The organism is Mesorhizobium sp. B264B1B (assembly GCF_020165765.1).
Lineage (GTDB): Bacteria > Pseudomonadota > Alphaproteobacteria > Rhizobiales > Rhizobiaceae > Mesorhizobium.
Window position 1 is genome coordinate 172,996 of the sequence record NZ_JAIUIS010000001.1, and the last position, 26,669, is coordinate 199,664.

25 protein-coding genes and 1 pseudogene are annotated in these 26,669 nt (G+C 62.9%); 21 read left to right on the forward strand and 5 right to left on the reverse strand.

What is annotated here, in order from left to right:
- Positions 1 to 10: 10 nt before the first annotated feature.
- Both LB547_RS00785 and LB547_RS00790 read left to right on the forward strand, forming a co-directional pair.
- Entirely contained in the window at positions 11 to 1,162 is a 1,152-nt protein-coding gene (locus LB547_RS00785) for a gamma-butyrobetaine dioxygenase (protein WP_140761139.1), read from the forward strand.
- A complete protein-coding gene (locus tag LB547_RS00790; protein ID WP_140495362.1) occupies positions 1,159 to 1,749 on the forward strand; it encodes an HD domain-containing protein in 591 nt (196 codons plus the stop codon). The genes LB547_RS00785 and LB547_RS00790 overlap by 4 nt, the downstream gene beginning before the upstream one ends.
- A gap of 73 nt (positions 1,750 to 1,822) precedes the next feature.
- On the opposite strand, the gene LB547_RS00795 is transcribed toward LB547_RS00790, so the two are convergent.
- Positions 1,823 to 3,625: an NAD(P)/FAD-dependent oxidoreductase gene (locus LB547_RS00795; protein WP_140761137.1), complete on the reverse strand. Its 1,803-nt coding sequence runs from the start codon at positions 3,623 to 3,625 to the stop codon at positions 1,823 to 1,825.
- Positions 3,626 to 4,069: 444 nt separating this feature from the next.
- On the opposite strand from LB547_RS00795, the gene LB547_RS00800 reads away from it, so the two are divergent.
- From LB547_RS00800 to LB547_RS00840, 9 genes are all read left to right on the forward strand, one after another.
- A complete protein-coding gene (locus LB547_RS00800) occupies positions 4,070 to 5,851 on the forward strand; it encodes an acetolactate synthase 3 large subunit (protein WP_140664654.1) in 1,782 nt (593 codons plus the stop codon).
- A gap of 82 nt (positions 5,852 to 5,933) precedes the next feature.
- Positions 5,934 to 6,506: an acetolactate synthase small subunit gene (gene ilvN, locus LB547_RS00805; RefSeq protein WP_023676680.1), complete on the forward strand. Its 573-nt coding sequence runs from the start codon at positions 5,934 to 5,936 to the stop codon at positions 6,504 to 6,506.
- A gap of 109 nt (positions 6,507 to 6,615) precedes the next feature.
- The gene (locus tag LB547_RS00810; protein WP_140516483.1) at positions 6,616 to 7,212 is read left to right on the forward strand and encodes a LysE family translocator; all 597 of its coding nucleotides are present in this window, start codon (positions 6,616 to 6,618) and stop codon (positions 7,210 to 7,212) included.
- A 215-nt stretch (positions 7,213 to 7,427) separates the two neighbouring features.
- Positions 7,428 to 8,714, forward strand: a complete 1,287-nt coding sequence (locus LB547_RS00815; protein WP_140554979.1) for an efflux RND transporter periplasmic adaptor subunit — start codon at positions 7,428 to 7,430, stop codon at positions 8,712 to 8,714.
- A complete protein-coding gene (locus tag LB547_RS00820; RefSeq protein ID WP_140761135.1) occupies positions 8,711 to 11,872 on the forward strand; it encodes an efflux RND transporter permease subunit in 3,162 nt (1,053 codons plus the stop codon). Before LB547_RS00815 ends, LB547_RS00820 begins: the two co-directional genes overlap by 4 nt.
- Positions 11,873 to 11,945: 73 nt before the next feature.
- Positions 11,946 to 12,569, forward strand: coding sequence for a nitrile hydratase subunit alpha (nthA, locus tag LB547_RS00825; protein WP_140648750.1), 624 nt, complete (start codon positions 11,946 to 11,948; stop codon positions 12,567 to 12,569).
- Positions 12,566 to 13,225: a nitrile hydratase subunit beta gene (gene nthB / locus LB547_RS00830; protein WP_140648752.1), complete on the forward strand. Its 660-nt coding sequence runs from the start codon at positions 12,566 to 12,568 to the stop codon at positions 13,223 to 13,225. The genes nthA and nthB overlap by 4 nt, the downstream gene beginning before the upstream one ends.
- Entirely contained in the window at positions 13,212 to 13,574 is a 363-nt protein-coding gene (locus tag LB547_RS00835; RefSeq protein ID WP_181167329.1) for a nitrile hydratase accessory protein, read from the forward strand. The genes nthB and LB547_RS00835 overlap by 14 nt, the downstream gene beginning before the upstream one ends.
- Before the next feature lie 139 nt (positions 13,575 to 13,713).
- Positions 13,714 to 14,841: an ATP-dependent DNA helicase gene (locus LB547_RS00840; protein WP_140516474.1), complete on the forward strand. Its 1,128-nt coding sequence runs from the start codon at positions 13,714 to 13,716 to the stop codon at positions 14,839 to 14,841.
- Here the strand turns inward: LB547_RS00840 and LB547_RS00845 are convergent.
- The gene (locus LB547_RS00845) at positions 14,834 to 15,235 is read right to left on the reverse strand and encodes an STAS/SEC14 domain-containing protein (RefSeq protein ID WP_140521265.1); all 402 of its coding nucleotides are present in this window, start codon (positions 15,233 to 15,235) and stop codon (positions 14,834 to 14,836) included. The genes LB547_RS00840 and LB547_RS00845 overlap by 8 nt on opposite strands.
- A gap of 112 nt (positions 15,236 to 15,347) precedes the next feature.
- Here LB547_RS00845 and LB547_RS00850 point away from each other — a divergent pair, with 112 nt between their 5' ends.
- The 3 genes from LB547_RS00850 (at position 15,348) to LB547_RS00860 (ending at position 19,192) form a co-directional block, all read left to right on the forward strand.
- Entirely contained in the window at positions 15,348 to 16,088 is a 741-nt protein-coding gene (locus LB547_RS00850; RefSeq protein ID WP_140516468.1) for a pyridoxine 5'-phosphate synthase, read from the forward strand.
- A 103-nt stretch (positions 16,089 to 16,191) separates the two neighbouring features.
- Positions 16,192 to 18,111: a potassium transporter Kup gene (locus LB547_RS00855; RefSeq protein WP_140495382.1), complete on the forward strand. Its 1,920-nt coding sequence runs from the start codon at positions 16,192 to 16,194 to the stop codon at positions 18,109 to 18,111.
- 40 nt (positions 18,112 to 18,151) lie between these two features.
- Complete coding sequence (locus LB547_RS00860) at positions 18,152 to 19,192, forward strand: SDR family oxidoreductase (RefSeq protein WP_140761130.1); 1,041 nt, start codon at positions 18,152 to 18,154, stop codon at positions 19,190 to 19,192.
- 42 nt (positions 19,193 to 19,234) lie between these two features.
- Here the strand turns inward: LB547_RS00860 and LB547_RS00865 are convergent, their stop codons facing one another.
- A complete protein-coding gene (locus tag LB547_RS00865; protein WP_140648758.1) occupies positions 19,235 to 20,128 on the reverse strand; it encodes an SDR family oxidoreductase in 894 nt (297 codons plus the stop codon).
- A gap of 134 nt (positions 20,129 to 20,262) precedes the next feature.
- Here LB547_RS00865 and LB547_RS00870 point away from each other — a divergent pair, with 134 nt between their 5' ends.
- Both LB547_RS00870 and LB547_RS00875 read left to right on the forward strand, forming a co-directional pair.
- Positions 20,263 to 20,673, forward strand: coding sequence for a winged helix-turn-helix transcriptional regulator (locus LB547_RS00870; protein WP_140648760.1), 411 nt, complete (start codon positions 20,263 to 20,265; stop codon positions 20,671 to 20,673).
- A gap of 71 nt (positions 20,674 to 20,744) precedes the next feature.
- Positions 20,745 to 20,905, forward strand: a pseudogene (locus tag LB547_RS00875) (FAD-dependent monooxygenase); the annotation flags it as partial.
- Here the strand turns inward: LB547_RS00875 and LB547_RS00880 are convergent.
- Positions 20,853 to 21,590 carry a glutathione S-transferase family protein gene (locus tag LB547_RS00880; protein WP_140648762.1) on the reverse strand — a complete coding sequence of 246 codons (738 nt, stop codon included), beginning with the start codon at positions 21,588 to 21,590 and terminating at the stop codon, positions 20,853 to 20,855. The pseudogene LB547_RS00875 and the gene LB547_RS00880 overlap by 53 nt on opposite strands.
- 100 nt (positions 21,591 to 21,690) lie before the next feature.
- On the opposite strand from LB547_RS00880, the gene LB547_RS00885 reads away from it, so the two are divergent.
- The 3 genes from LB547_RS00885 to ilvC all read left to right on the forward strand — a co-directional run bounded on the left by LB547_RS00885 (position 21,691) and on the right by ilvC (position 23,998).
- A complete protein-coding gene (locus LB547_RS00885) occupies positions 21,691 to 22,149 on the forward strand; it encodes a MarR family winged helix-turn-helix transcriptional regulator (protein WP_140516702.1) in 459 nt (152 codons plus the stop codon).
- Positions 22,150 to 22,302: 153 nt separating this feature from the next.
- Positions 22,303 to 22,953: a TetR/AcrR family transcriptional regulator gene (locus LB547_RS00890; RefSeq protein WP_263482980.1), complete on the forward strand. Its 651-nt coding sequence runs from the start codon at positions 22,303 to 22,305 to the stop codon at positions 22,951 to 22,953.
- Positions 22,954 to 22,978: 25 nt separating this feature from the next.
- Positions 22,979 to 23,998, forward strand: a complete 1,020-nt coding sequence (gene ilvC / locus LB547_RS00895) for a ketol-acid reductoisomerase (RefSeq protein ID WP_140495398.1) — start codon at positions 22,979 to 22,981, stop codon at positions 23,996 to 23,998.
- Positions 23,999 to 24,067: 69 nt separating this feature from the next.
- Here the strand turns inward: ilvC and LB547_RS00900 are convergent, their stop codons facing one another.
- Entirely contained in the window at positions 24,068 to 24,637 is a 570-nt protein-coding gene (locus LB547_RS00900; protein ID WP_140761126.1) for a BA14K family protein, read from the reverse strand.
- 188 nt (positions 24,638 to 24,825) lie between these two features.
- Between LB547_RS00900 and LB547_RS00905 the strand changes: the two genes are divergently transcribed.
- A complete protein-coding gene (locus LB547_RS00905) occupies positions 24,826 to 25,938 on the forward strand; it encodes an endonuclease/exonuclease/phosphatase family protein (RefSeq protein ID WP_140564195.1) in 1,113 nt (370 codons plus the stop codon).
- Between the two features lie 3 nt (positions 25,939 to 25,941).
- On the forward strand, positions 25,942 to 26,658 hold the full coding sequence (locus tag LB547_RS00910; RefSeq protein ID WP_140761121.1) for a hypothetical protein: 717 nt from the start codon (positions 25,942 to 25,944) through the stop codon (positions 26,656 to 26,658).
- Positions 26,659 to 26,669: the final 11 nt, after the last annotated feature.

A 26,669-nucleotide genomic window follows, 5' to 3' on the forward strand; every position in this document is an offset into this window, starting at 1 on the left:
GAACATCTCCATGTTGACCGATGCGCTGATAGGCGACGCAGGAAGAATGATCGAGCTGGGCTGGAAGGACGGGACACGCTGCCGATTCCACGCCATGTGGCTTCGCGACAACGCACTCGACGACAAGACACGCAGCGCCGGCAACGGCCAGCGACTGATCACCATCCTCGATGTTCCAGCCGAGACGCGGATCGGTGCCGCTTCGATCAAGGGCAATGCCGTGGAGATCAGATTCGTGCCCGAGAAGAAGACGGTCAGCTTTCCCGAGGCGTGGCTTCGAGCCAATGCCTATGATCGCGCCGAGGCCCGTCAGTCCGGATGGACCGCCGACGCGGTGCAGCGCTGGACAAGGGCCACGATGCAGAATTCGGTGCCGCGCGCCGGTTATCCGAAGGCAAGCCGCAGCCGCAGTGTGCTGCGGGAATGGCTCTTGGCGGTGAGGGCCTACGGTTTTGCAGTGATGGACGGACTGCCGGCCGAATCCGGCGCTCTGTGCAAGGTCTCCGACCTGTTCGGCTACATTAGGGAGACCAATTACGGGCGCTGGTTCGAAGTGCGCGCCGAGGTCAATCCGAACAATCTGGCCTACACCAATCTCGGCCTCCAGGCGCACACCGACAATCCTTATCGCGACCCGGTGCCGACGCTGCAGATCCTGTCCTGTATCGAGAACACGGTGGAGGGTGGTGAGTCCAGCGTGGTCGACGGGTTCGCCGTGGCGGCCGCCTTGCAGGCCGAGAATCCCGAAGGCTTCCGACTCCTGAGTTCGCATCCTGCCCGTTTCGAATATGCCGGATCGTCCGGCGTGCGGCTGCAGGCGAAGCGGCCTATGATCGAACTCGGGCCGGACGGCGAACTGATCTGCATCCGCTTCAACAACCGCTCGCTGGCGCCGACCATCGACGTGCCTTTCGCCGAGATGGATGCCTACTACGCCGCCTATCGCCGCTTTGCGGAGTTGATCGAGGATCCGGCTTTCGAAGTAACGTTCAAGCTTGAGCCGGGGCAGGCCTTCATCGTCGACAACACCCGCGTCATGCATGCGCGCAAGGCGTTTTCGGGAACCGGCAAACGCTGGCTGCAGGGCTGTTATGCCGACAAGGACGGCCTGCTGTCGACGTTGGCGGCGATCGAGCACGGTTTCAAGGAGGCGGCGGAATGAACGCACATGATCTGAACGCCGGCAACATCGTCGAATTCATCGCCGATATCTTCGAGCGCCGGGGAGCCGAATCCTATCTCGGCGAGCCGGTGACGATGTCCGAGCATATGCTGCAGGGCGCCTGGCTCGCAGAGCAGGATGGTGCGCCGGAAGAACTGGTGGCAGCAGCCCTGCTGCACGATATCGGCCACTACACCAGCGAGTTCGGTACCTATTCGCCCGATGACGTCGAGGACAAGCACCATGACGAGGCCGGCGGCGAGGTGCTGGCGCCGTTCTTCCCGCCGGTCATCGTCGAATGCGTCAGGCTGCATGTCTCGGCCAAGCGCTATCTCTGCGCCACCGACCCGACCTATTTCGACAAGCTGTCGCCGGCTTCGGTTCATACGCTGTCGTTGCAGGGCGGGCCGATGAGCCCGGACGAGGTGGCCGGGTTCCGCAAGAACCCGTTTCACGAAGAGGCGGTGCGCGTCCGCATCTGGGACGAGGGCGGCAAGGTCGCCGACATGAGGACGCGCACGTTTCGCGACTATGTGCCGTTGCTAGAACGCGTGGTGGCGCGGTTCGCGGCCGACCAGGCGGCGTAGCCGATCGCACCGATCAGGAAAGGGAGGCGCGGTCCAAAACCGCGCCTCCCTCGGTTTTTCGCCACGATCTGGCTTATCCCTTGTGGTGAACCTGCTGCAGCCCATAGACGGGCGTCGCAATGCCTTCCTGCCTGGCCTTCAACTGCAGCGACAGGAACTGCGAATAATGGCGCGACTGGTGCAGGTTACCGCCATGGAACCAGAGCGCCTCCTGCTGCGTCGGCTTCCACATGTTGCGCTGCTCACCTTCCCATGGGCCGGGATCCTTGGTGGTGTTCGAGCCGAGTCCCCAGCATTTGCCGACCTTGTCGGCAACCTCCTTTGAGATCAGCTCCGCCGCCCAGCCATTCATCGAGCCGTATCCGGTGGCGTAGACGATGACGTCCGCCGGCAGTTCGGTGCCATCGCTGAGCAGGATGGAATGTTCTTTGATCTCGGCCACATCGACGCCGCTCTTGAGCTTGATGGCGCCATCGATGATCAGCTGCGAAGCGCCGATATCGATGTAGTAGCCGGAGCCACGCCTGAGATATTTCATGAACAGGCCGGAGCCGTCGTCGCCCCAGTCGAGCATGAACCCCGCCTTTTCCAGGCCCTTGTAGAACGCCGCGTCGCGCTCCTTCATCTTCTCATAAAGCGGAATCTGGAACTCGTGCAGGATCTTGTAGGGCAGGGAGGCGAAGATGAGGTCGGCCTTGGCGGTGGTCATACCGTTCTGCACCGCCTGCTCCGAGTAGAGCGCGCCAAGCCCGATATCCATCAGCGTGTCGGATCTGACGATGTGGGTGGTCGATCGCTGCACCATGGTGACGTCGACGCCGGCTTCCCACAGTGCTGCGCAAATATCGTGCGCGGAATTGTTGGAGCCGATGACGACAACCTTCTTGCCGGCATATTGGTCGGGGCCGAGGTGCTTGGAGGAGTGGTGCTGATCGCCCTTGAAATTCTCCATGCCCTTGAACTTCGGCAGATTGGGACGGCCGGACATGCCGGTGGCCAGCACCAGCTGCTTCGGCTTCAGCGTGATGTCCTTGCCGTCGCGGTGGACGACAACCGTCCATTCCTTCTTCTCCTCGTCGTAGGAAGCGCTCTTGGCCTCGGTTGAGGACCAGTAATTCAGCTCCATCACCTTGGTGTACATTTCCAGCCAGTCGCCGATCTTGTCCTTGGGCGAGAAAACCGGCCAGTTCCGGGGAAAATCGATGTAGGGCAAATGGTCATACCAGACCGGATCGTGCAGGCAGAGCGACTTGTAGCGCTTGCGCCAGCTGTCGCCGGCACGTTCATTCTTCTCGATGATGATCGTCGGCACGCCGAGCTGCCGGAGCCGTGCGCCAAGCGCGATGCCGCCCTGGCCGCCGCCGATGATGACCGTATAGGGCTGCGTCTTGAAGCCAAGCTCGGCCGCTTCCTTCTCGCGCTCTTCCTTCCAGGTCGGGCGGTTCTTGCCGGAGCCGTGCTTGGCGCCCATCGGCCGGGCGAAGCCGGCCGGCTCTTCATAGCCTTTCAGCTCGACCATTGTGGTCAGCAGCGTCCAGATCTTGCCGTCCTTCAACCTGATATGGCCGAAGCCGCGCGCCACATTCGTCTCGAAGCTGATCCAGCCGTCGATCACCCCGTTCGCCTCGGTCGCGTCCTCGCCCCTGGCGATGGCGAAATGTGATGGCTTCGTCTTCGACAGCTGGCTTTCCAGCATGTCACGCACCTGATCGCGGCCTTCCATGGTCTTGATATTCCAGGTGAAGGTGACGAGGTCGCGCCAATAACAATCTTCCTGGAAGCATTCGACCGCCTTGTCGACGTCGCCGGCGGCAAGGGCCGCGCCAAATCGTTCGAGAAGGTCGGAAAGCTTCCTGTTCGGGGCCTTGTCGAGCATCAGTTTCCTCCGCGTTTTTGTTGATCGGCCTCGTTGCGAGCTGCCTTTGCCGAGCTTGGGTCCGGCCTCGGGCAGTATCGCGGCAAACCATGGGCCGCGTCACGTCGCCAAATAGTTCGCTTTGTTTTCAAGGGTTTGACCAGCGACCCGACGTCGAGCCGGGCCTAAATGACGGCGTGCGCGTGCTTCGTGCCATGCACCGGGCAAGCCGGCATGAAAGCGGAATCGACCCCATTGACGAACGGCTGCTTTCACCCTTATGGTTCGCCACCATGAAAAAGGCACTCATTCTCGTAGGAAGGCGCGTGGGCAAGGCGGTGTAACCGCCGGGCGAAAACCTCCCATGCGCAACACACAGGCTCCCTCGGGGGCCTTTTTTATTGCCTGAAACACGACTAAACGACCAGCAAATCGCCAGATGGCGGACAGTACGGGACCAAACCGATGAGCAACGGACAGAGCGAGCGGCGCGAAATGACTGGCGCCGAAATGGTGGTGCAGGCGCTGAAGGATAATGGCGTCAAGCATGTCTTCGGTTATCCGGGCGGCGCGGTTCTCCCGATCTATGACGAGATCTTCCAGCAGGACGACGTCGAGCACATCCTGGTGAGGCACGAGCAGGGCGCCGGCCACGCGGCCGAGGGCTATGCGCGCTCGACCGGCAAGGCAGGCGTCATGCTGGTGACATCGGGTCCGGGCGCGACCAACGCGGTGACGCCTTTGCAGGACGCGCTGATGGATTCGATCCCGCTGGTGTGCCTGACCGGGCAGGTGCCGACCTCGCTGATCGGTTCGGACGCTTTCCAGGAGTGCGACACGGTCGGCATCACGCGCCCCTGCACCAAGCACAATTGGCTGGTGAAGGACGTCAACGAGCTTGCCGCAACCATTCATGAGGCCTTCCATGTCGCCACCACCGGCCGTCCCGGTCCTGTCGTGGTCGACATCCCGAAGGACGTGCAGTTCGCCAAGGGTTTTTATGTTTCTCCGCAAACCGCGCCGCGCACCAGCTATCAGCCGAAGGTGCAGGGCGACCTGGAGAAGGTCAAGGCGGCGGTCGAACTGCTGGCCGGTGCCAGGAAGCCGATCATCTACAGCGGCGGCGGCGTCATCAACTCCGGTCCGGAAGCGAGCCATCTGCTGCGCGAACTGGTCGACCTCACCGGTTTCCCGATCACCTCGACGTTGATGGGGCTCGGCGCCTATCCGGCATCGGGCAAGAACTGGCTCGGCATGCTCGGCATGCACGGCACCTACGAAGCCAACATGGCCATGCATGATTGCGACGTGATGATCTGCATCGGTGCGCGCTTCGACGACCGCATCACCGGCCGCCTCAACGCGTTCTCGCCGAACTCGAAGAAGATCCATATCGACATCGATCCGTCCTCGATCAACAAGAACGTCCACACCGACGTGCCCATTATCGGCGATGTCGGCCGGGTTCTGGAGGATCTCGTGCGGCTGTGGCGGGCAACCGCCAAGGCCGACAAGAAGGCGCTCTATCCCTGGTGGGAGCAGATCGCCAAATGGCGTGCGCGCGATTCGCTCGCCTACAAGATGAACAACGACGTGATCATGCCGCAATATGCCATCCAGCGGCTCTATGCCCTGACCAAGGACATGGACACCTACATCACGACGGAGGTCGGCCAGCACCAGATGTGGGCGGCGCAGCACTACCATTTCGAGAAGCCGAACCGCTGGATGACGTCCGGGGGGCTCGGCACGATGGGTTACGGCCTGCCGGCGGCACTCGGCGTGCAGATCGCGCATCCGAACGCGCTGGTCGTCGATATCGCCGGCGACGCTTCGGTGCAGATGACGATGCAAGAGATGAGTGCCGCGGTGCAGTTCGACGCGCCGATCAAAATCTTCATTCTCAACAACCAGTATATGGGCATGGTGCGGCAGTGGCAGCAGCTGTTGCACGGCAACCGGCTGTCGCATTCCTACACCGAAGCCATGCCTGATTTCGTCAAGCTGGCCGAAGCCTATGGCGGCCACGGTATTCGCTGCGACAAGCCGGACGAGCTGGACGATGCCATCAAGGAGATGATCTCGGTCAGGAAGCCGGTGCTGTTCGACTGCCGCGTGGCGACGCTCGCCAACTGCTTCCCGATGATCCCGTCGGGCAAGGCGCACAATGAGATGCTCTTGCCGGACGAGGCGACGGACGAAGCGGTGGCCAACGCCATCGACGCCAAGGGCAGGGAACTGGTTTAGCAGCGGACAGAGGCAGGGCTGTCGCGAGAAGCCGTGCGTAAACAGAGATTAGATCCAAGAGTTTGAAGTCGAGATTCACATCATGAACGCACAGCTACAACCGACCGGCTCCGCCTATTTCATCGCCAAGGAAACGGAAAAGCCCGAGAACCACACGCTTTCCGTGCTGGTCGACAACGAGCCGGGCGTGCTTGCCCGGGTCATCGGCCTGTTTTCCGGGCGCGGCTACAACATCGAGAGCCTGACAGTCTCGGAAACCGAGCATGAGAAACATCTGTCGCGCATCACCATCGTGACGCGCGGCACGCCGCATGTGCTGGAGCAGATCAAGCACCAGCTCGAGCGCATCGTGCCGGTCCACCGCGTCGTCGACCTCACCGTGCGCTCGCAGGAGTTCGGCCAGGAGCGGCCGCTGGAGCGGGAACTGGCGCTGGTCAAGGTCGCCGGCACCGGCGAAGCCCGCGTCGAGGCGCTGCGGCTGGCTGACGCCTTCCGCGCCAGCGTCATCGACGCCAACACCGAGCATTTCATCTTCGAGATCACCGGCAAGGGCTCCAAGCTCGACCAGTTCATCGCCATCATGAAGCCGCTCGGCCTGGTAGAGATCTGCCGCACCGGCGTGGCGGCGATGAACCGTGGCCCGCAGGGGATGTAGCACCGGTAAGTTTCTCCACAGCGTGACGACGGGATCGGCCACCGGCCGAGGGTGGCATTTGTGCGGTCGTTGGAAGAGACAATAATACTGGCTTATCTGGGAGGATATCATGTCGCTCGACGCATTCCTCGCCTTGCTTGTCTACGCCTTCGTGACCTCGATCACGCCCGGGCCTAACAATCTGATGCTGCTCGCCTCAGGTGTGAATTTCGGCCTGGTGAGGAGCGTGCCGCATATGTTCGGCATCAGCATCGGGTTTCTTGTCTTGCTGCTGGCGGTCGGCCTTGGTCTTGGCGCCGTGCTGACGGCGTTCCCGGCGCTGCACACCGCGCTCAAGATCGCCGGCGCCGCCTATCTGCTCTACCTTGCCTGGAAAATCGCCATGTCACGCTCGCTCAGCGGCAAAGGCGAGACGAAGGCGCGGCCGATGCGTTTCATCGAGGCGGCGGCGTTCCAGTGGGTCAATGCCAAGGCCTGGGTGATGGCGATCACCGCCATGGCCGTCTACTCCAATCCGGAGCATCCGTTCCTGTCGGTGGCGCTAATCTCGGTGGCCTTCACCATCGTCAACCTGCCGAGCGTTTCAGTGTGGGCGGGATTCGGCACGGCGCTGCGCGGTTTCCTGTCCGATCCAGTGCGGCTGAAATGGTTCAACATCGCCATGGGCGTGTTGCTGGCCGCGACGCTTTGGCCGATGCTGCGGTGAGTTGTCCAGGTTCGCGATCCGCCTTTTGCACGCGATCATGGTGGCCAGCCCATCCATTGTGCAGTGCACATTAAATCTTCGTAATGCCGTGTTTTGGCCCTTTTCCGCCAAAGCCCTGTCCTATCTATTCAGCGAAATCGCGGCAGGGCGTCGTGATTTGAGCTAGAATACGACCACCTGGCTATGGCGTGTCGGACGGAGAGGGTCTTTTGTCGATGCGTGGAAAAGTCATTCTTTCATTGCTTGCGGTCGCCTGCGCAGGCGCGGCCTGGCTCTATCTGTCTCCCGATGCGCTGAGCAGGGCCCGGCAGATCATCGGTGTAAATCAGGTCGCGTCGGACAAGCCGGCGTCGGATAGCCAGGATCCGCAGGCAGGGGGCAAGCAGGCGGCTGGCGGCACTGGCGCCCGTTCGGCCTCGATCATCTCGGCCACGGCAACGACGGCCGATTTCCCGGTCCGGCGCTACGCCATCGGCTTCGTCTCCTCTCCCGCCGTGGTCAGCATCAACGCGCGCGTGTCCAGCCAGATCGTGTCGATCGACGTCAAGGACGGGCAGATGGTGAAAACCGGCGATCTCCTGTTTTCGCTGGATGACCGTGCCTTGAAGGCGCAGCTCGCCAAGGATCAGGCGACGCTCGCCAAGGATCAGGCGCTGCTTGCCAGTTCGAATTCCGATCTTCAGCGCGCCAAGGATCTTGTCGCCAAGCAGGCCGGTACGCAGCAGACCTACGACCAGGCCGTTGCCGCGCAGAAGGCGGCGGCAGCGACTGTCGATGCCGACAAGGCGACAATCGATGCAGACAATGTCCAGCTTGGCTTTGCCAGGATCACCGCGCCGATTTCCGGCAGGCTTGGCGCGGTCAACGTTGCCGTGGGCGATCTCGTGACCACGAGCAATGGCAGCAGCAGCACCTCGACCCCGCTCGTCACCATCACCCAGATGGATCCGCTGCAGGTGAACTTCAATCTGCCCGAAAGCAACCTTGCGCTGCTGCACAAGGCACTGGCAAAGCCACAGCAAGGGGCAGTGACCCTGACCCAGGACGGGGACCCGACACCGATTGGCAAGGGCACGCTCGATTTCGTCGACTCCAGCGTCGATACCGCTTCCGGCACCATTGCAACGCGAGCCAGCATACCCAACGCCGATCTGTCGCTGTGGCCGGGCCAATATGTGAATGTCGTGCTCGACGCCGGCATCATGCCGCAGATGACGTCCGTCCCCACGGTCGCGGTGCAGCCCAGCCAGAAGGGGCCGTTCGTCTATGTGGTCAAGCCTGACAACACAGTCGAAATGCGGCCGGTGCAAGTGGCGCTGACCGTGGGTCAGAGCGCCGCCATCAGCGATGGCCTGAAAAGCGGCGAGAAGGTTGTTATCGAAGGCCAGACGCGACTGAAGAACGGGGCTGCCGTGCACGAAGGCAAGGCATCCGCCGGATCCGGCGACCAGGCAGCACCCAAGATCGCGCAAGCGGACAAGGCCGGCGAGGCGGCCCAATGATCTCCGAGTTCTGCATTCGCAGGCCTGTCGCCACCCTCCTGATGTCGTTCGCCCTCGTTCTGGGCGGGCTGTTCGCCTACAAGTTCCTCCCGGTGGCCGCGTTGCCCAGTGCCGAATTCCCTGTCGTCAACGTCTCGGCTCAGCTGCCCGGAGCCTCGCCGGAAACGATGGCAACGTCGGTGGCGACGCCGCTGATCAAGCAATTCGCCACCATTGCCGGAATCGATTCGATCTCGACCACCAACTCGCTCGGCCAGACCTCGATCGCCATCCAGTTCGTGCTCAACCGCGACATCGATGCCGCGGCCGCGGACGTGCAGGCAGCGATCGCGCGCACGCAAAGATCGCTGCCGCCGCAGATGACCTCGCCGCCGAGCTATCGCAAGGTCAATCCGGCCGACGCGCCGATCCTTTTGATGTCGCTGGTCAGCGATACGGTTCCGCTGACCGATCTCGATGCTTTCGCCGAAAACGTCATCTCGCCGTCGCTGTCGACCATCGACGGCGTGGCGCAGGTCTCCATCTTCGGCCAGCAGAAATATGCAGTCCGCATCCAGATCGACCCGACCGCGCTTGCCGCGCGCGGCATTTCGATCGACCAGCTGCAGGCGGCGATCGCATCCGCCAACTCCAACACCCCGCTGGGCGTTCTGAAGAACAACAAACAGCAGTTGACGATCACGGCCAATACGCAGCTGACCGACGCCGCCGGATTCTCCAACCTCATCATCGCCACCAAGAACGGTCATCCGGTGCGGCTGGGCGAGGTGACACGCGTCGTCGATTCGGTGCAGACCACGACGACTGCAAGCTGGTATGACGGCACGCGCGCGATCATCATGGCGGTGCAGCGCCAGCCCGACGCCAACACTGTCGACGTCGTCGACAAGGTCAAGGCGATGCTGCCGTCCTTCCAGGACCAGATGCCGGCCGCCGCCCAGATCAAGCTGCTCAACGACCGTTCGACCTCGATCCGCCAGGCCGTGGACGACGTGCAGTTCACGCTGCTGTTGACCATCGCGCTGGTGGTCATGGTGATCTTCGTGTTCCTGCGCCGCGTTACGGCGACCATCATCCCGGCCGTGGCGGTGCCGATCTCGTTGATCGCCACGCTCGGCGCGATGTTCCTGTTCGGCTTTTCCATCGACAACATTTCGCTGATGGGCCTGACGCTCGCGGTCGGCCTCGTCGTCGACGACGCTATCGTGATGCTGGAAAACATCTTCCGTCACATGGAGGAGGACGGATTGTCGGCTTTCGATGCGTCGCTGAAGGGCGCGCGCGAAATCGGCTTCACCATCATCTCGATTTCGATCTCGCTGGTGGCCGTGTTCATCCCGGTGCTTCTGATGGGCGGCGTCATCGGGCGCATCTTCAACGAGTTCGCCGTCGTGGTGACGGTCGCCATCCTGGCGTCGATGTTCGTGTCGCTGACGCTGACGCCGATGCTGTGCTCGCGGCTGCTGTCGGTGACCAAGGCCGACCGCGAGGCGCATGGCGATGGCCACAGGCGCGATTTCATCACCCGCGGCTACGACCGGATCCTGAGCTTCTGTCTGCGGCACACTTTCCTGGTGTTCCTGGTCTTCATAGGCACCGCGGCGGCGTCGGTGTGGCTGATCGAGGTCTCGCCGAAGGGCTTTTTCCCGCAGGAGGATATCGGCCAGATATCGGTGACGACCATTGCGCGCCAGGACATCTCGTTCGACGCCATGGCAAAGCTGCAGGGGCAGGTGGCCAGCGTGTTCTCGCATTCGCCCTATGTCGACCATGTTGCGTGGTCGGCGGGCAGCGGCAACAATGCGCTCAACCAGGGGCAGCTTTTCGTCCAGCTCAAGGGCAAGGACCAGCGGCCCAATATCGAGAAGGTGCTTGCGGATCTGCGCAAGCAATTGGCCGGCGTCGCGGGCATCGAGACCTACATGCAGCCTGTGCAGAATCTGAGGCTGGGTTCGCGCTCGTCTGCCAGCGCCTACCAGCTCGTGGTTCAAGGCCTCGACACCGGCCAGACCGACGTCTGGGCGCAGAAACTGAATGATGCGATGGCGGCCGATCATGCGACTTTCACCGACGTTACCAGCGATTTGCAGAACAATGCGCTGCAGGCGACGCTGGTGGTGGATCGCGACAAGGCGGCCCAGCTCGGCATCGACACCGACACACTGCGCTCGGCGCTTTATGGCGGGTTCGGCACCGACCAGGTTTCGACGATCTTCGGCTCCGCCGACAGCTACGAAGTCATCACCGAGCTCGATCCCAAGATCGAGTGGTCGCCGGAGCGGATGCTGGCCATCCAGATGAGGACGGCGAGCGGCTCCCTGGTTCCGCTTGGCGCCTTCGCCCGGGTCGATCGCACGGCGGGCGCCTTGACGGTCAACCAGCTCGGCCAGCTTCCGGCCGTGACGATCTCCTATAATCTGCCGCAAGGCGTGGCGCTCGGCGACAGCGTGAGCCGCATCGACGCGCTCAAGGAGCAGATCGGCATGCCGGAGACGATCTCGACCAGCTTTGCCGGCACAGCCAAGACCTTCCAGGATTCGCTCGCCAACCAGGGCCTGCTGATCGGCGGCGCGATCCTGACCATCTATATCGTGCTTGGCATTCTCTATGAGAGCTTCATCCATCCGCTCACGATCCTCACAGGCTTGCCATCGGCTGTGCTGGGAGCGGTTGTCGCCTTGCGCTTCGCCGGCATGGACCTGTCCGTCATCGCGGTGATCGGCATCCTGATGCTGATCGGCATCGTCAAGAAGAACGGCATCATGATGGTCGACGTCGCGCTCGAATTGCGACGAGAAGGAATGTCGGCCACCGAGTCCATCCACAAGGCCTGCCTGATGCGGTTCCGGCCGATCATGATGACGACGCTGGCCGCCTTGATGGGCACGTTCCCGATCGCGCTCGGCACGGGCGCCAGCGCGGAGCTGCGCCAGCCGCTGGGCGTCGCCGTTGTCGGCGGTCTGCTCGCCTCGCAGGCGCTGACGCTGTTCGTCACACCGGTAATCTATGTCTACATGGAAAATTTCTCGGGCTGGCTGGTCGGGCTGATGCCGAAGCGCAAGCCCGAATTGCATCTGGTCGAAGCGGGGGATCAGCCTTCGCTGTTCGACGATGATGACGAAATCCGAGGCGAGCCGCAAAAGACGGCCGCGGAGTAGTGTATCCGCGTCGCGCCCACTGGCCCAAGTCGTCATGCTTGCGGCCGGCGGATCGCAGCCGTAGTTTGTGGCCATGTCCCACGATCATGACCACGACAACGAACTCGATCCGTTTGCCGCCCGCGTGCGCGCGCTGGAAACCATTCTCACCCGCAAGGGATTGATCGATCCGGCCGCGATCGATGTCATCGTCGATACCTACGAGACCAAGATCGGTCCGCGCAACGGCGCGAGGGTGGTGGCCAAGGCCTGGAGCGATCCCGCTTTTGCCGACTGGCTGAAGCGCGATGCTACGGCGGCGATCGGATCGCTGGGTTACACCGGCCGCCAAGGCGAGCACATGCAGGCGGTGTTCAACACCGAAGAGACTCACAATCTCGTCGTCTGCACGCTGTGCTCCTGCTATCCGTGGTCGGTGCTCGGCCTGCCGCCGGTCTGGTACAAGGCGCCGCCCTATCGCTCGCGCGCGGTCATCGATCCGCGCGGCGTGCTTGAGGAATTCGGGCTGACGCTGCCGGCCTCAACAAAGATACGCGTCTGGGATTCGACCGCGGAGTTGCGCTATCTCGTCGTCCCGATGCGGCCTCAAGGAACCGAAGGCTGGAGTGAGGAGCGCTTGTCCGAATTGGTAAGCCGCGATGCCATGATCGGCACTGCGCTGGCCCAAAAACCGGAACAAACAGGGGACCCGGCATGAACGGCCCGCAGGATCTCGGCGGACAGATGGGATTCGGACCGGTGGCGCCGGAACGGGACGAGCCGTATTTCCATGCCGACTGGGAGCGGCGGGCGCTCGGCGTGACGCTCACCGCCGGCGCAATGGGCGCCTGGAATATCGATGAGAGCCGGCATGCGCGGGAATCGCTGCATCCGGCCGACTATTATGCCTCCAGCTACTACCAGATATGGATCAAGGCGCTGGAAACCCTGCTCAAGCGCCATGATTTCGTCAGCGAGCGTGATCTCAAGGCAGGCGAGGCGATCGATCCGGCGGCGACGCCCAAAAGAGTGCTGAAGGCCCATGACGTTCCGGCAGTGCTTGCCAAGGGCGCTCCGTGTAACCGGCCGGTCGAAACGGCGCCGCGGTTCAGGGCCGGCGACCGCGTGCGGACCAAGAATTTCAATCCGATCGGCCACACCAGACTGCCGCGCTACGCGCGCGGCAAGCATGGGAGGATCGAAGCGGTGCGCGACGGCTTTGTGTTCCCCGACACCAACGCGCATGGGCAGGGCGAGAACCCGCAATGGGTCTATACGGTGGTTTTCGACGGAGCCGAGATCTGGGGCGACGGGGCCGATCCGACGCTGACCGTGTCCATCGATGCCTGGGAGAGCTATCTTGAACCGGCCTGAGGCGAACGGGCCTGCCGGTCTGCCCGCCGGCCTCGATGCGCCCGTCTTCGCCGAGCCCTGGCAGGCCGAAGCCTTCGCGATGACGGTGGCGCTGCACGACAAGGGCCTGTTTTCGTGGAGCGAGTGGGCGCAGGCACTGTCGGCCGAAGTGAAGAAACCCGGCGCCGGGGCTGACGGCCATGACTATTACGAACATTGGTTGGCGGCGCTGGAAGCGCTGCTGGCGTCGAAAGGATTGGCCGCCAAGCCCGATGTCGATGCAATGGCACGGGCCTGGGAGCGCGCCGCGCATGCCACGCCGCACGGCAAGCCGATCCTGCTGGAGAACGATCCGCACGCCGTCGGGTGATCGTGCGGACACGCCGCCCGTTCCCTTTACGTTCCCGTCCTCGCCTGATAGGCTGAAGCGCAGGGAGTTCGCCACCAGGCCGCGTCGATGGCGGTGGCGCTATCTTGTCTTTCTCTCGCGAATCCGGTCACACGATCAGATGGAATTTTCACCCCAACAGGACGAGGCGCTGCAGGCGGTCGCGCGCTGGCTCAAGGCCGGCAAGCCGCAATTGTTCCGGCTGTTCGGCTATGCCGGCACCGGCAAGACGACGCTGGCGCGCTATTTCGCCGAACATGTCGACGGCCAGGTGCAGTTCGCCGCCTTCACCGGCAAGGCGGCGCAGGTGCTGCGCTCCAAGGGCGCGGTCAATGCCCGCACCATCCATTCGCTGATCTACAGGCCCAAGGGGGAGGAATCGGTCGAAGACGAGGTGACTGGCAAGACGTCGATGTCGCCGACTTTTTCGCTCAACCGGCAGAGCCCGATCTCGCGTGCGAAACTGGTCATCATCGACGAATGCTCGATGGTCGACGAGCAGCTTGGCCGTGACCTCTTGAGCTTTGGCACGCCGATCCTGGTGCTGGGCGATCCCGGCCAGTTGCCGCCGATCTCGGGCGGTGGCTTCTTCACCGACCACGAGCCGGATTTCCTGCTCACCGAAATCCACCGGCAGGCGCGCGACAATCCGATCCTGCGGCTGGCGCTCGACGTGCGCGAGGGGCGCGAATTCATGCGCGGCGACTACGGCACGGCGCAGGTGATCGGCAAGGAAGACGTCAACCAGGACCTAGTGCTGAGGGCGGACCAGGTGCTGGTCGGCACCAACCGCACGCGCCGCCGCTACAACCAGCGCCTGCGCGAGCTCAAGGGGTTCAATGCCGACTATCCGCAGGCCGGCGACAAGCTGGTGTGCCTGCGCAACGACCCGGCCAAGGGCCTGCTCAACGGTTCGCTGTGGAAGGTGATGACCTCGTCGCGCGAGACGGTGAAACCTGGCATCAACCTCCTGGTGTCGCCCGAAGAGGATGATCCGGACCGCGGTGTCGCCAAGATCAAGCTGCTCAAGGCGGCGTTCGAGGATCCCGACGCCGATATCCCGTGGCAGCAGAAGAAGCGGTTCGATGATTTCGACTATGGCTATGCGCTGACCGTGCACAAGGCGCAGGGGTCGCAGTGGAACGAGATCGTGCTGTTCGACGAAAGCTGGGCGTTCAAGGAAACGCGCCAGCGCTGGCTTTACACCGCGATCACCCGGGCGGCCGAACGGTTGACGATCGTCAGGTAGCGGAGCCCAGTTGCCTGGCGCCGAGCCATTGCCAGGCATCGGCCTCGTCTTTGAAATGCCTGAGTTCGACCGGCGGCGGGGTAGGGAGGAAGTCTCGCGCCTGCGCCGTCCAGTCCGGCTCGCCGATCGCGGCACAACGGCCGATATGCTCTGCGGCCTGGACCGCGCCCTGTCGCAGCGTCTCGTCCGATATGTCGCTCCAGTCGACGCCGTCATGATCGATCACGCGCACCAGCACATCGATTCGCGGGTGAAGCGCGTAAGCCGCTTCGAGCAGGCCGAACAGGTTTTCCGCGTCGGCCGCCGAGACATGGCCGACGATATCGATGGCGAAGAGATCCTCACGGTCCGTATCGATGCGCCGGATTGCCGGCACGGCTTCGAGGAAATTCAAGGGATCGTATCCTTTCACAAACGTCATCCGATCTTCTGGAACACCGGAAACCCCCTATCTGTTCCCGTCAAAGGCGGTATAGATGCGCCGAAATCGAGCAGGATCCGAAGCCATGCCCGCAAAGCTTTCCGTCAATCTCAACGCCATCGCCATGCTGCGCAACCGGCGCGACCTGCCGTGGCCCGATGTGATCAGGCTTGGCCGCATCGCGCTTGCGGCGGGAGCGCATGGGCTGACGGTGCATCCTCGCCCGGACGAGCGCCATACCCGTCGTTCAGACCTGCCTGAGATCAGGGCCTTGATCGACGATGAGTTCCCGCGGGCCGAATTCAACATCGAGGGCCATCCGACCGAGGATTTCCTGGCTCTCGTGGAAAAGCATCAACCGGAACAGGTGACCCTGGTGCCTGACGATCCCTCCCAGGCAACGTCGGACCATGGCTGGAACTTCATCGCCGATGCAGCGTTCCTGACACCGATCGTGAGACGCCTGAAGAAGGGCGGTTTCCGGGTCTCGTTGTTCTCCGATGCGGATCCTGCCGGCATAAACGCCGCGCGCGATACCGGCGCCGACCGTATCGAGCTTTACACGGGACCTTATGGCAGTTGCCATGCCGATTCCGCCAAGGCGGCCAAGGAGCTGGAAAGACTGGGAAAAACCGCCGATGCGGCCTTTGTCGCGGGCCTCGAGGTCAATGCCGGGCACGATCTGACGGTGAGCAACCTGCCGGCCTTGGCGCGACGCGTTCCGGCATTGGCCGAAGTGTCGATCGGACATGGGTTGACAGCCGACGCGTTGGAGTATGGCATGGCCGGCACGGTGGGCCGCTTTCTCAGGGCCTGCGGGTGGTAATGGTGGCAGCCTCGCGTGCAAAGCATGGCAGCCATAACGCGACGGTACTTGATATTGCATCGCAGCAAGCGTAGAGCACCGCCCGCTTATCGGAGTGTCGTTCATGGCCCTTGCCAACACTGGTAGTGAGGCAGAAACCGTCGAACAATCGAGCCATCCTGAAATCGAGCAGCACAGCACCAAGGTGTTGATGCTCGGCGCGCTCGGCGTTGTTTACGGCGATATCGGCACCAGCCCGATCTACGCGTTCCGCGAGGCGCTGGTGGCGTCGTCGGGCGGCGAAGTGGCCGACCGTGGCGACATTCTTGGCGTTCTCTCGCTGATCATCTGGTCACTGACGATCATCGTCACCATCAAATACATCATGTTCGTGCTGCGCGCCAACAACCGCGGCGAAGGCGGCGTGCTGTCGTTGATGGCATTGGCGCGCGGCAGTTTCCCGAAGCGCTCGGCGATCATCCTGGGCATCGGTATCGTCGGCGCCTCGCTGTTTTTCGGCGACGCCGTCATAACCCCGGCAATTTCGGTGCTCTCGGCGGTCGAGGGCATGAATGTCGTCACGCCGACCTTCCAGCCCTATGTCGTGCCGCTGACACTGGTCATCCTGGCGGTTCTGTTTTCGGTGCAGCGCTTCGGCACCGGCGGCGTGGCGCTGATCTTCGGCCCGATCACCGCGGTCTGGTTCCTGGCTATCGGCCTGTCCGGCCTCAACCATATCATCGCCGATCCGGAAATCCTGTGGGCGATCAGCCCGCACTATATCGTCGCCTTCCTGATCAATTCGCCCGATGTCGCCTTCGTCACCATCGGCGCCATCTTCCTTGCGGTCACTGGCGCCGAAGCGCTCTATGCCGATCTGGGCCATTTCGGCCGCAAGCCGATCGTGCTCGCCTGGCTGGCGATCGTGTTCCCTTGCCTGCTGCTCAACTATGCCGGCCAGGGCGCCTTCGTGCTGGCCAAGAACGGCGTGGTCGGACATCCCTTCTTCGAAATGAACGAAGGCTGGACGCTGATCCCGATGGTGGTGCTGGCGACCGCCGCGACGGTCATCGCCAGCCAGGCGGTGATTTCAGGCGCATTCTCGCTGACCAGGCAAGCGGTGCAGCTCAACATGCTGCCACGGCTGGAAATCCTGCACACGTCGGAAAAGCAGTCCGGCCAGATCTACATGCCGCGCGTCAACCTGTTGCTGGCGCTGGTGGTGATGATGCTGGTGGTGGGCTTCGGCGAATCCAGCAGGCTGGCTTCGGCATACGGCATCTCGGTGACCGGCAACATGCTGGTGACCACGGTGCTGCTGTTTGTCGTCATGACCCGCATCTGGAAATGGCGGCTGTGGGTGGCGGTCGCGATGACAGCCTTGTTCGGTTTCATCGATGTCGGTTTCTTTGCTTCCAACATCGTCAAGGTGTTCGAAGGCGGCTGGGCCTCGCTGGCGGTGGCCTTCACCATCGTGCTGGCCATGTGGACCTGGGTGCGCGGCAGCCGTTATCTCTTCGACAAGACCCGCCGCAACGAGATCCCGCTCGATTTCCTGGCCGGCAATCTGTTGAAGAAGAAGCCGCAGCTGGTATCCGGCACCGCGGTGTTCCTGACCAGCGATCCGCTCAGCGCGCCGACCGCGCTGATGCACAGCCTGAAGCACTACAAGGTCCTGCACGAGCAGAATGTGATCCTCTCGGTGGTGACCGCGCCGCAGCCGGTGGTGCCCGACAGCGACCGGGTCAAGATGGAGACGGTCAACGAGCTGTTCATGCGGGTGACGCTGACCTTCGGCTATATGGAGCAGCCCAACATCCCGCGCGCGCTGGCGATCTGCCGCAAGCAAGGCTGGAAATTCGACATCATGACAACGTCCTTCTTCCTGTCCCGGCGCTCGCTGAAAGCCTCGCCCAATTCCGGCATGCCGGTATGGCAAGACCGGCTGTTCATCGGGCTGGCGCGCACGGCGGCCGACGCCACCGAATATTTCCAGATACCGACCGGCCGTGTGGTAGAGATCGGCACGCAGGTGGCGATCTGACTGTCTCGATCGCCTTGGGCTGACGCTTCGGGGGACGGGCATGAGCGGTGAATTGGTGCTTGTCACCGGCGGATCTGGCTTTCTCGGCGCCCACTGTATCCTTGAACTGCTGAAGGCTGGCTACCGCGTGCGCACGACTGTGCGCTCGGCCAGGCGGCAAGCCGATGTCCTGGCCATGCTCAAGGCAGGTGGCGTCGAGTGGGATGACAGGCTCTCCTTTGCAATCGCCGATCTCATGAGCGATGCCGGCTGGCCGCTAGCCGCTGCGGGCTGCGACTATGTCCTGCATGTCGCCTCGCCGTTCCCGCCCGGCGTGCCCAAGCATGATGACGAGCTGATCATTCCGGCCCGTGAAGGCGCGTTGCGGGTGCTGCGGGCGGCACGAGATGCCGGCGTCAGACGCGTCGTGCTGACGTCCTCCTTCGCGGCTGTCGGCTACGGCAAGATGCCGCCCGACGGCCGTCCGTTCACCGAGGAGAGCTGGACCGATCCGATGGGAAGGGTCAGCGCCTATGTGAAGTCGAAGACGCTCGCCGAGCGCGCGGCCTGGGATTTTATCGCCGCCGAGGGTGGCGGGTTGGAGCTTGCTGCCGTCAACCCCGTCGGCATCTTCGGGCCTGTGCTTGGCCCGGACCATTCGACCTCCACCGAATTTGTCCAACGCATGATGAATGGCGCCATGCCGGGCCTGCCGCGCCTGTCCTTCGGCGCCGTCGATGCACGCGACGTGGCGGACCTGCATGTCCGCACCATGACCGATCCAGCTGCCAACGGCGAGCGCTTCCTGGCGGTCGCCGGCGATTTCATGACCGTGCGGGAAATCGCGCAAACCTTGAGAAAGCGGCTCGGCAATGCGGCGAAGCGCGTTTCGACCAGAGAGCTTCCCGATTGGCTGGTGCGCATGGTGGCACTGTTCAATCCGGAAGTCGCGCAGCTCGTGCCTGAGCTGGGCAAGGTCAAGAATGCCACCAATGCCAAGGCGGTGCGCATGCTCGGCTGGAAGCCACGTTCGCGCGAAGATGCGCTGGCGGCGACCGGAGAGAGCCTTATCCGGCATGGCCTGATCAAAACATCGAAGTAGGGGCGGCGGGAAGTCGAGAACAGACTTCCCGCCGCGTGGATTTCAACCGGCCAGGACAGCCTTGTTCGCCTCGAGGAATTGTCTCAACGTCCTTGGCGTCCTGCCGGAAAGCATCTCGACCGCATCCGTCACCATGGCGATGCGGCCGGCGCGCGTGTTGACGTCGAAGGAAACGATGACGCCGGCAAAATCCTCGGGAACGCCTGATGCCTTTACCCCTTCCGTCAGGACATCATCCGAAACCTGCATGACATCGAGCGGCTTGCCGGTGACTTCGCTGACGAGGGCGGCGATCTCGGCCGTCGTGTACGCTTGCGGGCCAGTCAGCGTGTAGGTTTTGCTGTCGGTCGAGCCGGAAGCGACACCGGCGGCGATCGCCGCTGCCATGTCGTCGCGTGCGCCATGGGCGATGCGGCCTTCGCCGGCGGACGTGTACCAGTGCCCCGAGGCGATCGCGTGCGGCAGCGCCATGAACAGGTTCTCCTGGTACCAGCCGTTGCGGAAGATCGTGTAGGGGATGCCGCTAGCCTTGATTGCCTGCTCGGTGCTGTAGTGGTCACCCGCAAACAGGACCGGCGACACCGGTTCCGGGTTGGGCATCGAGGTGTAGAGCAGATGCGAAACGCCGGCGTTTTTGGCCGCCGCGACTGCATTCTCGTGCTGCTTCAGGCGCTTGCCGTTTTTGAGATCGAGATCGCCGGTCGAAATGATCAACGCCTTGTCAGCACCCTTGAACGCGGTTTCCAGCGAAGCGGCGTCGTTGAAGTCTGCGGCCCTGACAACGACGCCGCGCACCGCCAAATCTGCCAGGCTTTCGGGATTGCGCGTGGTGGCGATGATCTTTGCAGGCGGAGTTTCATGCGCGTCTAGGAGATAGCGGATGACGCCGCGGCCAAGCTGGCCGGAGGCGCCGGTGACGAGAAGGGTTTTGGTCATCGGAGATCCTGATTTGTGCCGAAGCGGCGGGTGCTCTAGTGGTCTCAGAAAGAGACCAGCACTAAAATAGGAATTGACCTGTCGCCGTAAAGAAGGCAGTTTTTCGGGAGGTAGGCACATCCAGGGAACCAGCGATGGACGGCAAGGTCATCAATCTGAAATCGAAGCTGGAGATCTACAAAGCGATGAGCGGGGGCGGCAATTTTGCCGATTGTCCGGTTCGCAATGTCATCCACGGCGTCAGCGGCAAATGGAGTTCGCTGCTGATGATGGCGCTGGCCGAGAGGCCCTATCGGTTTGGCGAATTGCGCAGGCTGGTGCCTGACATCTCGCAGCGCATGCTGACCCAGACGCTCCACGATCTGCAGCGCGACGGCTATGTGCATCGCGAAGTGTTCCCAACCAAGCCGCCGAGCGTCGAGTACAGCCTGACCGATCTCGGACATTCGATGTTCGGCGCCTTGCACCAATTCATCCTATGGGCCGAACTCAACCATGATGCGGTGCGTGAAGCGCGCGCCGATTTCGATGCCGCCCAGGCATAAGCCGCGGGGCGGCGCCGCGACTTGATTTCACCCGGCCGCCGAAGGATTGTCCCGGCCTATTCGGCTTGGGGGCATTGGCGCTGCCCTTCATCCGGAACAGGCTGGTGGCGACGGTGGCGAAAATCCCCCGGCGCCGCAGTTCCTCGCCTCAATGGTGGCCGGCACGGTGGTCCATCCGTTCAGGCGAACTGGGCTGGCGGAAGCGCGCTGGCCGGATCGTTCTTGCGAATGACCGTCGAAAGATACGATCCCTTCGCCCGCAGGAAGGCATGCAGGCGCAGTGGATAGTCCTGCGCCACGGCATGCTTGACGGACGGGCGTCCACTCAATGCCTGGCGCCAGGCCTGGACGAGCGGTTTGCCGTCCAGAATGCCGAAATCGCCGATCCGGTCGAAGGTATCGATGTAGCGGAAGACAGGGCCGTAGACTGCGTCGACGAGCGAAAAGCGCCCGCCTTCGAACCATGGTCCAGTCCGGCCGGCTTCGCCCGCCAATTCGGTCTCCACACGATCGAACATTTCCGACAGCGTCCGAGACTCGGCAAGGAATCCTGCCTCGGTCGACGCCGAATAGAACCGGCCGACGGCGTTGAGGATGGCTGAGCCATACTCGATCCAGGCACGATGCCGGGCACGGGCATAGGGGTCGGCCGGGTGGAGGGGATTGGCCTCGGTTTCTTCGAGGAATTCGAGGATGACGGCGGATTCGAAGATCACCGTCTCATCGTTCCCCCGCTGCACGCGCAGCAGCGGCACCTTGCCGAGCGGCGAGACCGCCTTGAACCAGTCAGGCTTGTTGGCGAGGTCGATGTCGACGCGCTCGAACGGCACGCCTTTCTCGTTCAGCGAGATCGCCGCACGCTGGACATAGGGGCAAAGGGGATGGCTGACGAGAATGAGGGTGTTGGCATGCTTCATCGGATTTGCCTCTCAATATCGATGCATTGGCATCTATCTAGATGCAAATGCATTGGTCGGCAAGCTTGATGCAATTGCATCTACCTCTTATGATGCCGTCATGATCGAGACAGCCATGCCATCGCCGGAGGCCATCAAGACCTGGGCACGCCTGATGCGGGTATCACGCCAGCTGGTGGAACGTGCCGAAGACGCGCTGAAGGAAGGCGGCCTGCCGCCGCTTGCCTGGTATGACGTGCTGCACGAACTCGCTGAGGCGGGCGAGGGCGGCTTGCGGCCGTTCCAGCTGATCGAACGAACCCTGTTCGCGCAGTACAATATTTCGCGGCTGCTGGCCCGACTTGAAGCCGATGGGTTTGTCGAGAAGCTGCCGGTGGCTGATGACGGCCGCGGCCAAACCGTCCGCATCACGGCCAAGGGACGAGAGACGCGCCGCCGTATGTGGGCCGTCTATGGCAGGTCGATCGCGGAGCTGGTTGGCGACAAGCTCTCGCCGCAAGAACTGAACACGGTATCGGCCTTGCTCGGGCGGTTGCGCGATCCGCCAGCCGGCGACTGAACATACGCGTTGCGCGGCTGCGGGGACACGGGAAAGACATTTCGTCATTTTGGCCTTGCGCCGATCTTCGGATTGCGCAATATGCCGAACCGTAACGTACGGTACTGAGCTCGGGCGATCTACGGCTCTACCATCAAACGGGAACAGAGCGTGTTGCAGGCAAATGCCGATATCGACAACGGCGAAGCGCTGACGGAGCGTCAGAAGGCGGTCCTGGATGCAGCGCTCCGCCTGCTGGTCGAAGAGGGCGACAATCTGACCATGACCGCAGTGGCGCGGCGGGCGAGCTGCTCCAAGGAAACGCTCTACAAATGGTTCGGCGACCGCGACGGACTGCTGACGGCGACGGTGCAATGGCAGGCCTCGAAGGTGCGGGTGACGGCGGTCGACGGCAGGGGGCTCGACCTTGCGTCGTTGGCCGCGAGCCTGGAGCGATTTGCTTCCGACTGGTTGAAGGTCATTTCCAGCGACACTTCGATCGCACTCAACCGGGTGGCGGTCGGCCATGCCGGTTCGGGCAAGGATGATCTTGGCGCGGTGGTGCTGGAGAACGGGCGCTTTGCCCTCGCCAAGCGCCTGAAGCCGGTGCTGGAGGCCGGCCGCCAGGCCGGGCTGCTCGATTTCTCGGACGCCGAGACGGCGTTCCGTACGTTTTTCGGGCTGGTCGCCCGCGACGTGCAGATCCGTCTCTTGCTTGGCGACCGGCTGGAATTGACTGAGGCGGCGATCGGCGGTGATGCCGTCCGCGCGACGCAGCAGTTTCTCGCTCTTTTCGGAGCAAAAACCGGGCCGCAAGGCCTCTGATCTTCAAACGGGAAGGAAGACAAAAATGCGCGTCTATTACGATCGTGATGCCGATCTCAACCTGATCAAGGGCAAGAAGGTCGCCATCATCGGCTATGGCAGCCAGGGCCGGGCGCATGCGCTCAACCTCAAGGATTCCGGCGCCAAGGAGATCGCCATCGGCCTCAAGGCCGGATCGGCGACCGCCAAGAAGGTCGAGGCCGACGGGCTCAAGGTGATGAGCGTGGCCGACGCCGCCAAATGGGCCGACCTGATGATGATGGCGACGCCCGACGAATTGCAGGCCGACATCTACAAAAACGAGATCGCGCCGAACATCCGCGACGGCGCGGCAATCGCCTTCGCGCATGGCCTCAACGTGCATTTCGGCCTGATCGAGCCGAAGTCGACGGTCGACGTCGTCATGATCGCGCCGAAGGGGCCCGGCCATACGGTGCGCGGCGAATACCAGAAGGGCGGCGGCGTGCCGTGCCTGGTCGCCGTCAACCAGGATGCTTCGGGCAACGCACTCGACCTCGCGCTCTCCTACGCCTGCGGCGTCGGCGGCGGCCGTTCGGGTATCATCGAGACCAATTTCCGCGAGGAATGCGAGACCGATCTGTTCGGCGAGCAGGTCGTGCTGTGCGGCGGCCTGGTGGAGTTGATCCGCGCCGGGTTCGAGACGCTGGTGGAAGCCGGCTATGCGCCCGAAATGGCCTATTTCGAGTGCCTGCACGAGGTCAAGCTGATCGTCGACCTGATCTATGAAGGCGGCATCGCCAACATGAATTACTCGATCTCGAACACCGCCGAATGGGGCGAATATGTCTCGGGGCCGCGCATCATCACCGCAGAGACAAAGGCCGAGATGAAGCGGGTGCTGAAGGATATCCAGACCGGCAAGTTCACCTCGGAGTGGATGCAGGAATACCGTGCCGGCCTGTCGCGTTTCAAGGGCATCCGCCGCAACAACGACAGCCATCAGATCGAGGAAGTCGGCGCCAAGCTGCGCGCGATGATGCCGTGGATCTCCAAGAACAAGCTGGTCGACAAGGCGAAGAACTGAGCGATCCACGCTCCAAAAGAAACGGCGCCGCGCGGCGCCGTTTTTTATTGCAGGATTGTGCGGCCTGGCTCAGCGATAGGGCGAGTAGCACTGCTGGCGTGGGCCGTTGTAGGGCTGGAAGGTGTTGTCGTAAGCGCGATACGAGCGGTATCTATTGTAGCACCACCGGACATGGGCGCTCGACAGCCGGCCGGCGCGATAGTAGCGGCGCGGCGGTGCATCGTAGTAATTGTAGTTGTTGTACATGCTGCCGAGGCCGAGCCCCAAGCCAAGCCCCAGGATCGCGGCGCCGGCGCTGTCATCATAGTAGCGGCCGCGATAATGGTGGCGGCGCCAACGCCAATCATCGCCGCCGTTCCAGTGACGGCCGCTCCAGTGACGGCCGCCCCAGCCGCCGCGGTTCCAGTTGCCGTGGTTCCACCCGCCCGACCGGCGCCATCTCCAGTCGTTGTTGAAGCTCCGGTTGTTGCCGCCGGCCCAGCTGTCACGCACAGGCGTGACCGTCGGCGCCGCGGTGCTGGCTGGGATCGACAGCTCCGGCTGAAGGATTGGTCCGGCAGCGGATGGTGCCGTGATGCCGGAGAAGATACCGAGCGCTATCAGCCCGGATTTGACTGTGGAAGAAAAGAGCGCGTTCATTGCACTTCTCCAAGAGAACAGGCCCCACGCCGACCCTGGGATGGGCCCACTGTGGGTCTTTGCGTCTGAACGGCGGATGAACGGAAAGGTTCCCTCAACCATGGCGCGAGGCGCGCCAGGATCAATCGATTCCAGCTGGTGGTTGCCCGGCCTTGTTTTCTGCCGCGCTTGCGGGCAAAGGTCATGATATGTCGCTGCGTCTTGCAACCTTCAATGTCGAGAACCTGATGAACAGGTTCGATTTCTCCGGATACCGCAACCAGCTCAACGAGGACCGGACGCTGGCTCTCTTCGATATCCAGAGCGAGGCCGAGTACAAGATGCTGGAGCAGGCCCGCGCCATCGCGCAGTCGGACGACATGCGGCAGCTGACGGCGCTGGCCATAGCGGCCACGCGCGCGGATATCATCTGCATGCAGGAGGTCGACAATATCGAAGCCCTCAAGGCGTTCGAATATGGCTATCTTTTCAAGATGGTGGGGCAGGGCTACCGCCAGAAGTACACCGCTGCCGGCAATGATTCGCGCGGCATCGACGTCGCCGTGATGATGCGCAGCGAGACCGCGCAGGGCCAGCCCATCGAATTCGTGCGCATGACCAGCCACGCCTATGTGACCTATGAACAGTTCGGGCTGCACACGCCGGAGCTGGCGGCGCTCGGCAACCAGCCCAATGAACGTATCTTCCGGCGCGACTGCCTGGAAGTGGACATTACCGTGGGCGGCTCGCCGCTGACGCTCTATCTCGTGCACTTCAAGTCGATGGGCTCGCCCCGCAACGGGCTCGACGGGCGTGAAGCGACGATGCCGATCCGCATCGCGGAGGCGCAGGCGGTGCGCCGGATCATCGAGGAGCGCTTCGGGGCGGATCATGCAGCCGACAAGCGCTGGGCGATCTGCGGCGACATGAACGATTACCGCCAGCGCGTGAAGATCGCCGGCGACGAATTCGACGGCTATCGTTTCGAGGTGGTCGACGAGAACCTGTCCTGCATCAACGTGCTGACGGCCGGCGGTTTTTGCGAAAACGTGGTCGAGAGGCGGCCGGAAATGAACCGCTGGACCTTCTACCACACGCGTGGGCCGCAAGAGCGGCATTTGTGCCAGCTCGATTATATCCTGCTGTCCAAGGGATTGGCGGCTAAGAACGCCACCGCCGTCCCGGACATCATCCGCAACGGCCAGCCCTGGCGCACGATCTTTCCTGCCGGCCAGGAAGTGGAGCGCTTTCCGCGCGCCGGCTGGGACCGGCCGAAGGCATCGGACCATTGTCCGGTGGCGATCACGCTGGACATGGCCTGAACCGTGAGCTTCGACCTGCCGCGCAATGTCATTTTGCCGGTCGACGCCGTCGATGTCAGGCTCGACCCCGGCCCGCATCCTTTCGCGCTGGACAATGCCGAGGCGATCGCCGCGAACTGGCAGCACGAGATCGCGGCCAATCCCGCGTTGTTCGACGGTCCCGTGGTGCTGCTTTCGCGACTTGCCTGGCGCGACAATCGCCTCGTCGGCCGGTGCCACGCGGTCAACTACTCCACGTTCATGCTCTGGCGGAAGCGGCGGGAGAATTCCGGCGCCGAGCACGCCTATGCCCATGCCATGCTCGTGGCCGGCGACAATGCGCTGGTAGCGATTCGCATGGCCTCCCACACCGTTACTGCCGGCCGCGTCTATTTCGCCGCCGGTTCCTTCGAACCGGCCGATTTTCGCGATGGCCTCGTCGATGTCGATTTCAATATGATCCGCGAGGTGCGGGAAGAAACCGGCCTCGACATTTCAGGCGCCGCACGCGGCCTGCATTACCATGCCCTGTCGACGGAAAGCGGCACGGTGATCTTCCGCCGATACCGGGTTCCCGAGCCCGCCGAGGAGATCGCGCGGCGCATCTCGGCCTTCGTCGCAACCGAGGCCGAACCGGAGATCGTCGGTCCGGTCATCATCCGCCACGCCGCCGACCTGCCGCACGGGCTGATGCCGCACATGAAGCCGCTGATCGAGTGGCATTTTGCGAACGCGGACTAAACCTTACCTTC

Bases quoted from the DNA above. Each gene is read 5' to 3' on its own strand.
- LB547_RS00785 (WP_140761139.1), top strand. From the start codon at position 11: ATGTTGACCGATGCGCTGATAGGCGACGCAGGAAGAATGATCGAGCTG.
- LB547_RS00790 (WP_140495362.1), top strand. From the start codon at position 1,159: ATGAACGCACATGATCTGAACGCCGGCAACATCGTCGAATTCATCGCC.
- LB547_RS00795 (WP_140761137.1), bottom strand. From the start codon at position 3,625: ATGCTCGACAAGGCCCCGAACAGGAAGCTTTCCGACCTTCTCGAACGA.
- LB547_RS00800 (WP_140664654.1), top strand. From the start codon at position 4,070: ATGAGCAACGGACAGAGCGAGCGGCGCGAAATGACTGGCGCCGAAATG.
- ilvN (WP_023676680.1), top strand. From the start codon at position 5,934: ATGAACGCACAGCTACAACCGACCGGCTCCGCCTATTTCATCGCCAAG.
- LB547_RS00810 (WP_140516483.1), top strand. From the start codon at position 6,616: ATGTCGCTCGACGCATTCCTCGCCTTGCTTGTCTACGCCTTCGTGACC.
- LB547_RS00815 (WP_140554979.1), top strand. From the start codon at position 7,428: ATGCGTGGAAAAGTCATTCTTTCATTGCTTGCGGTCGCCTGCGCAGGC.
- LB547_RS00820 (WP_140761135.1), top strand. From the start codon at position 8,711: ATGATCTCCGAGTTCTGCATTCGCAGGCCTGTCGCCACCCTCCTGATG.
- nthA (WP_140648750.1), top strand. From the start codon at position 11,946: ATGTCCCACGATCATGACCACGACAACGAACTCGATCCGTTTGCCGCC.
- nthB (WP_140648752.1), top strand. From the start codon at position 12,566: ATGAACGGCCCGCAGGATCTCGGCGGACAGATGGGATTCGGACCGGTG.
- LB547_RS00840 (WP_140516474.1), top strand. From the start codon at position 13,714: ATGGAATTTTCACCCCAACAGGACGAGGCGCTGCAGGCGGTCGCGCGC.
- LB547_RS00850 (WP_140516468.1), top strand. From the start codon at position 15,348: ATGCCCGCAAAGCTTTCCGTCAATCTCAACGCCATCGCCATGCTGCGC.
- LB547_RS00855 (WP_140495382.1), top strand. From the start codon at position 16,192: ATGGCCCTTGCCAACACTGGTAGTGAGGCAGAAACCGTCGAACAATCG.
- LB547_RS00860 (WP_140761130.1), top strand. From the start codon at position 18,152: ATGAGCGGTGAATTGGTGCTTGTCACCGGCGGATCTGGCTTTCTCGGC.
- LB547_RS00865 (WP_140648758.1), bottom strand. From the start codon at position 20,128: ATGACCAAAACCCTTCTCGTCACCGGCGCCTCCGGCCAGCTTGGCCGC.
- LB547_RS00870 (WP_140648760.1), top strand. From the start codon at position 20,263: ATGGACGGCAAGGTCATCAATCTGAAATCGAAGCTGGAGATCTACAAA.
- LB547_RS00880 (WP_140648762.1), bottom strand. From the start codon at position 21,590: ATGAAGCATGCCAACACCCTCATTCTCGTCAGCCATCCCCTTTGCCCC.
- LB547_RS00885 (WP_140516702.1), top strand. From the start codon at position 21,691: ATGATCGAGACAGCCATGCCATCGCCGGAGGCCATCAAGACCTGGGCA.
- ilvC (WP_140495398.1), top strand. From the start codon at position 22,979: ATGCGCGTCTATTACGATCGTGATGCCGATCTCAACCTGATCAAGGGC.
- LB547_RS00900 (WP_140761126.1), bottom strand. From the start codon at position 24,637: ATGAACGCGCTCTTTTCTTCCACAGTCAAATCCGGGCTGATAGCGCTC.
- LB547_RS00905 (WP_140564195.1), top strand. From the start codon at position 24,826: ATGTCGCTGCGTCTTGCAACCTTCAATGTCGAGAACCTGATGAACAGG.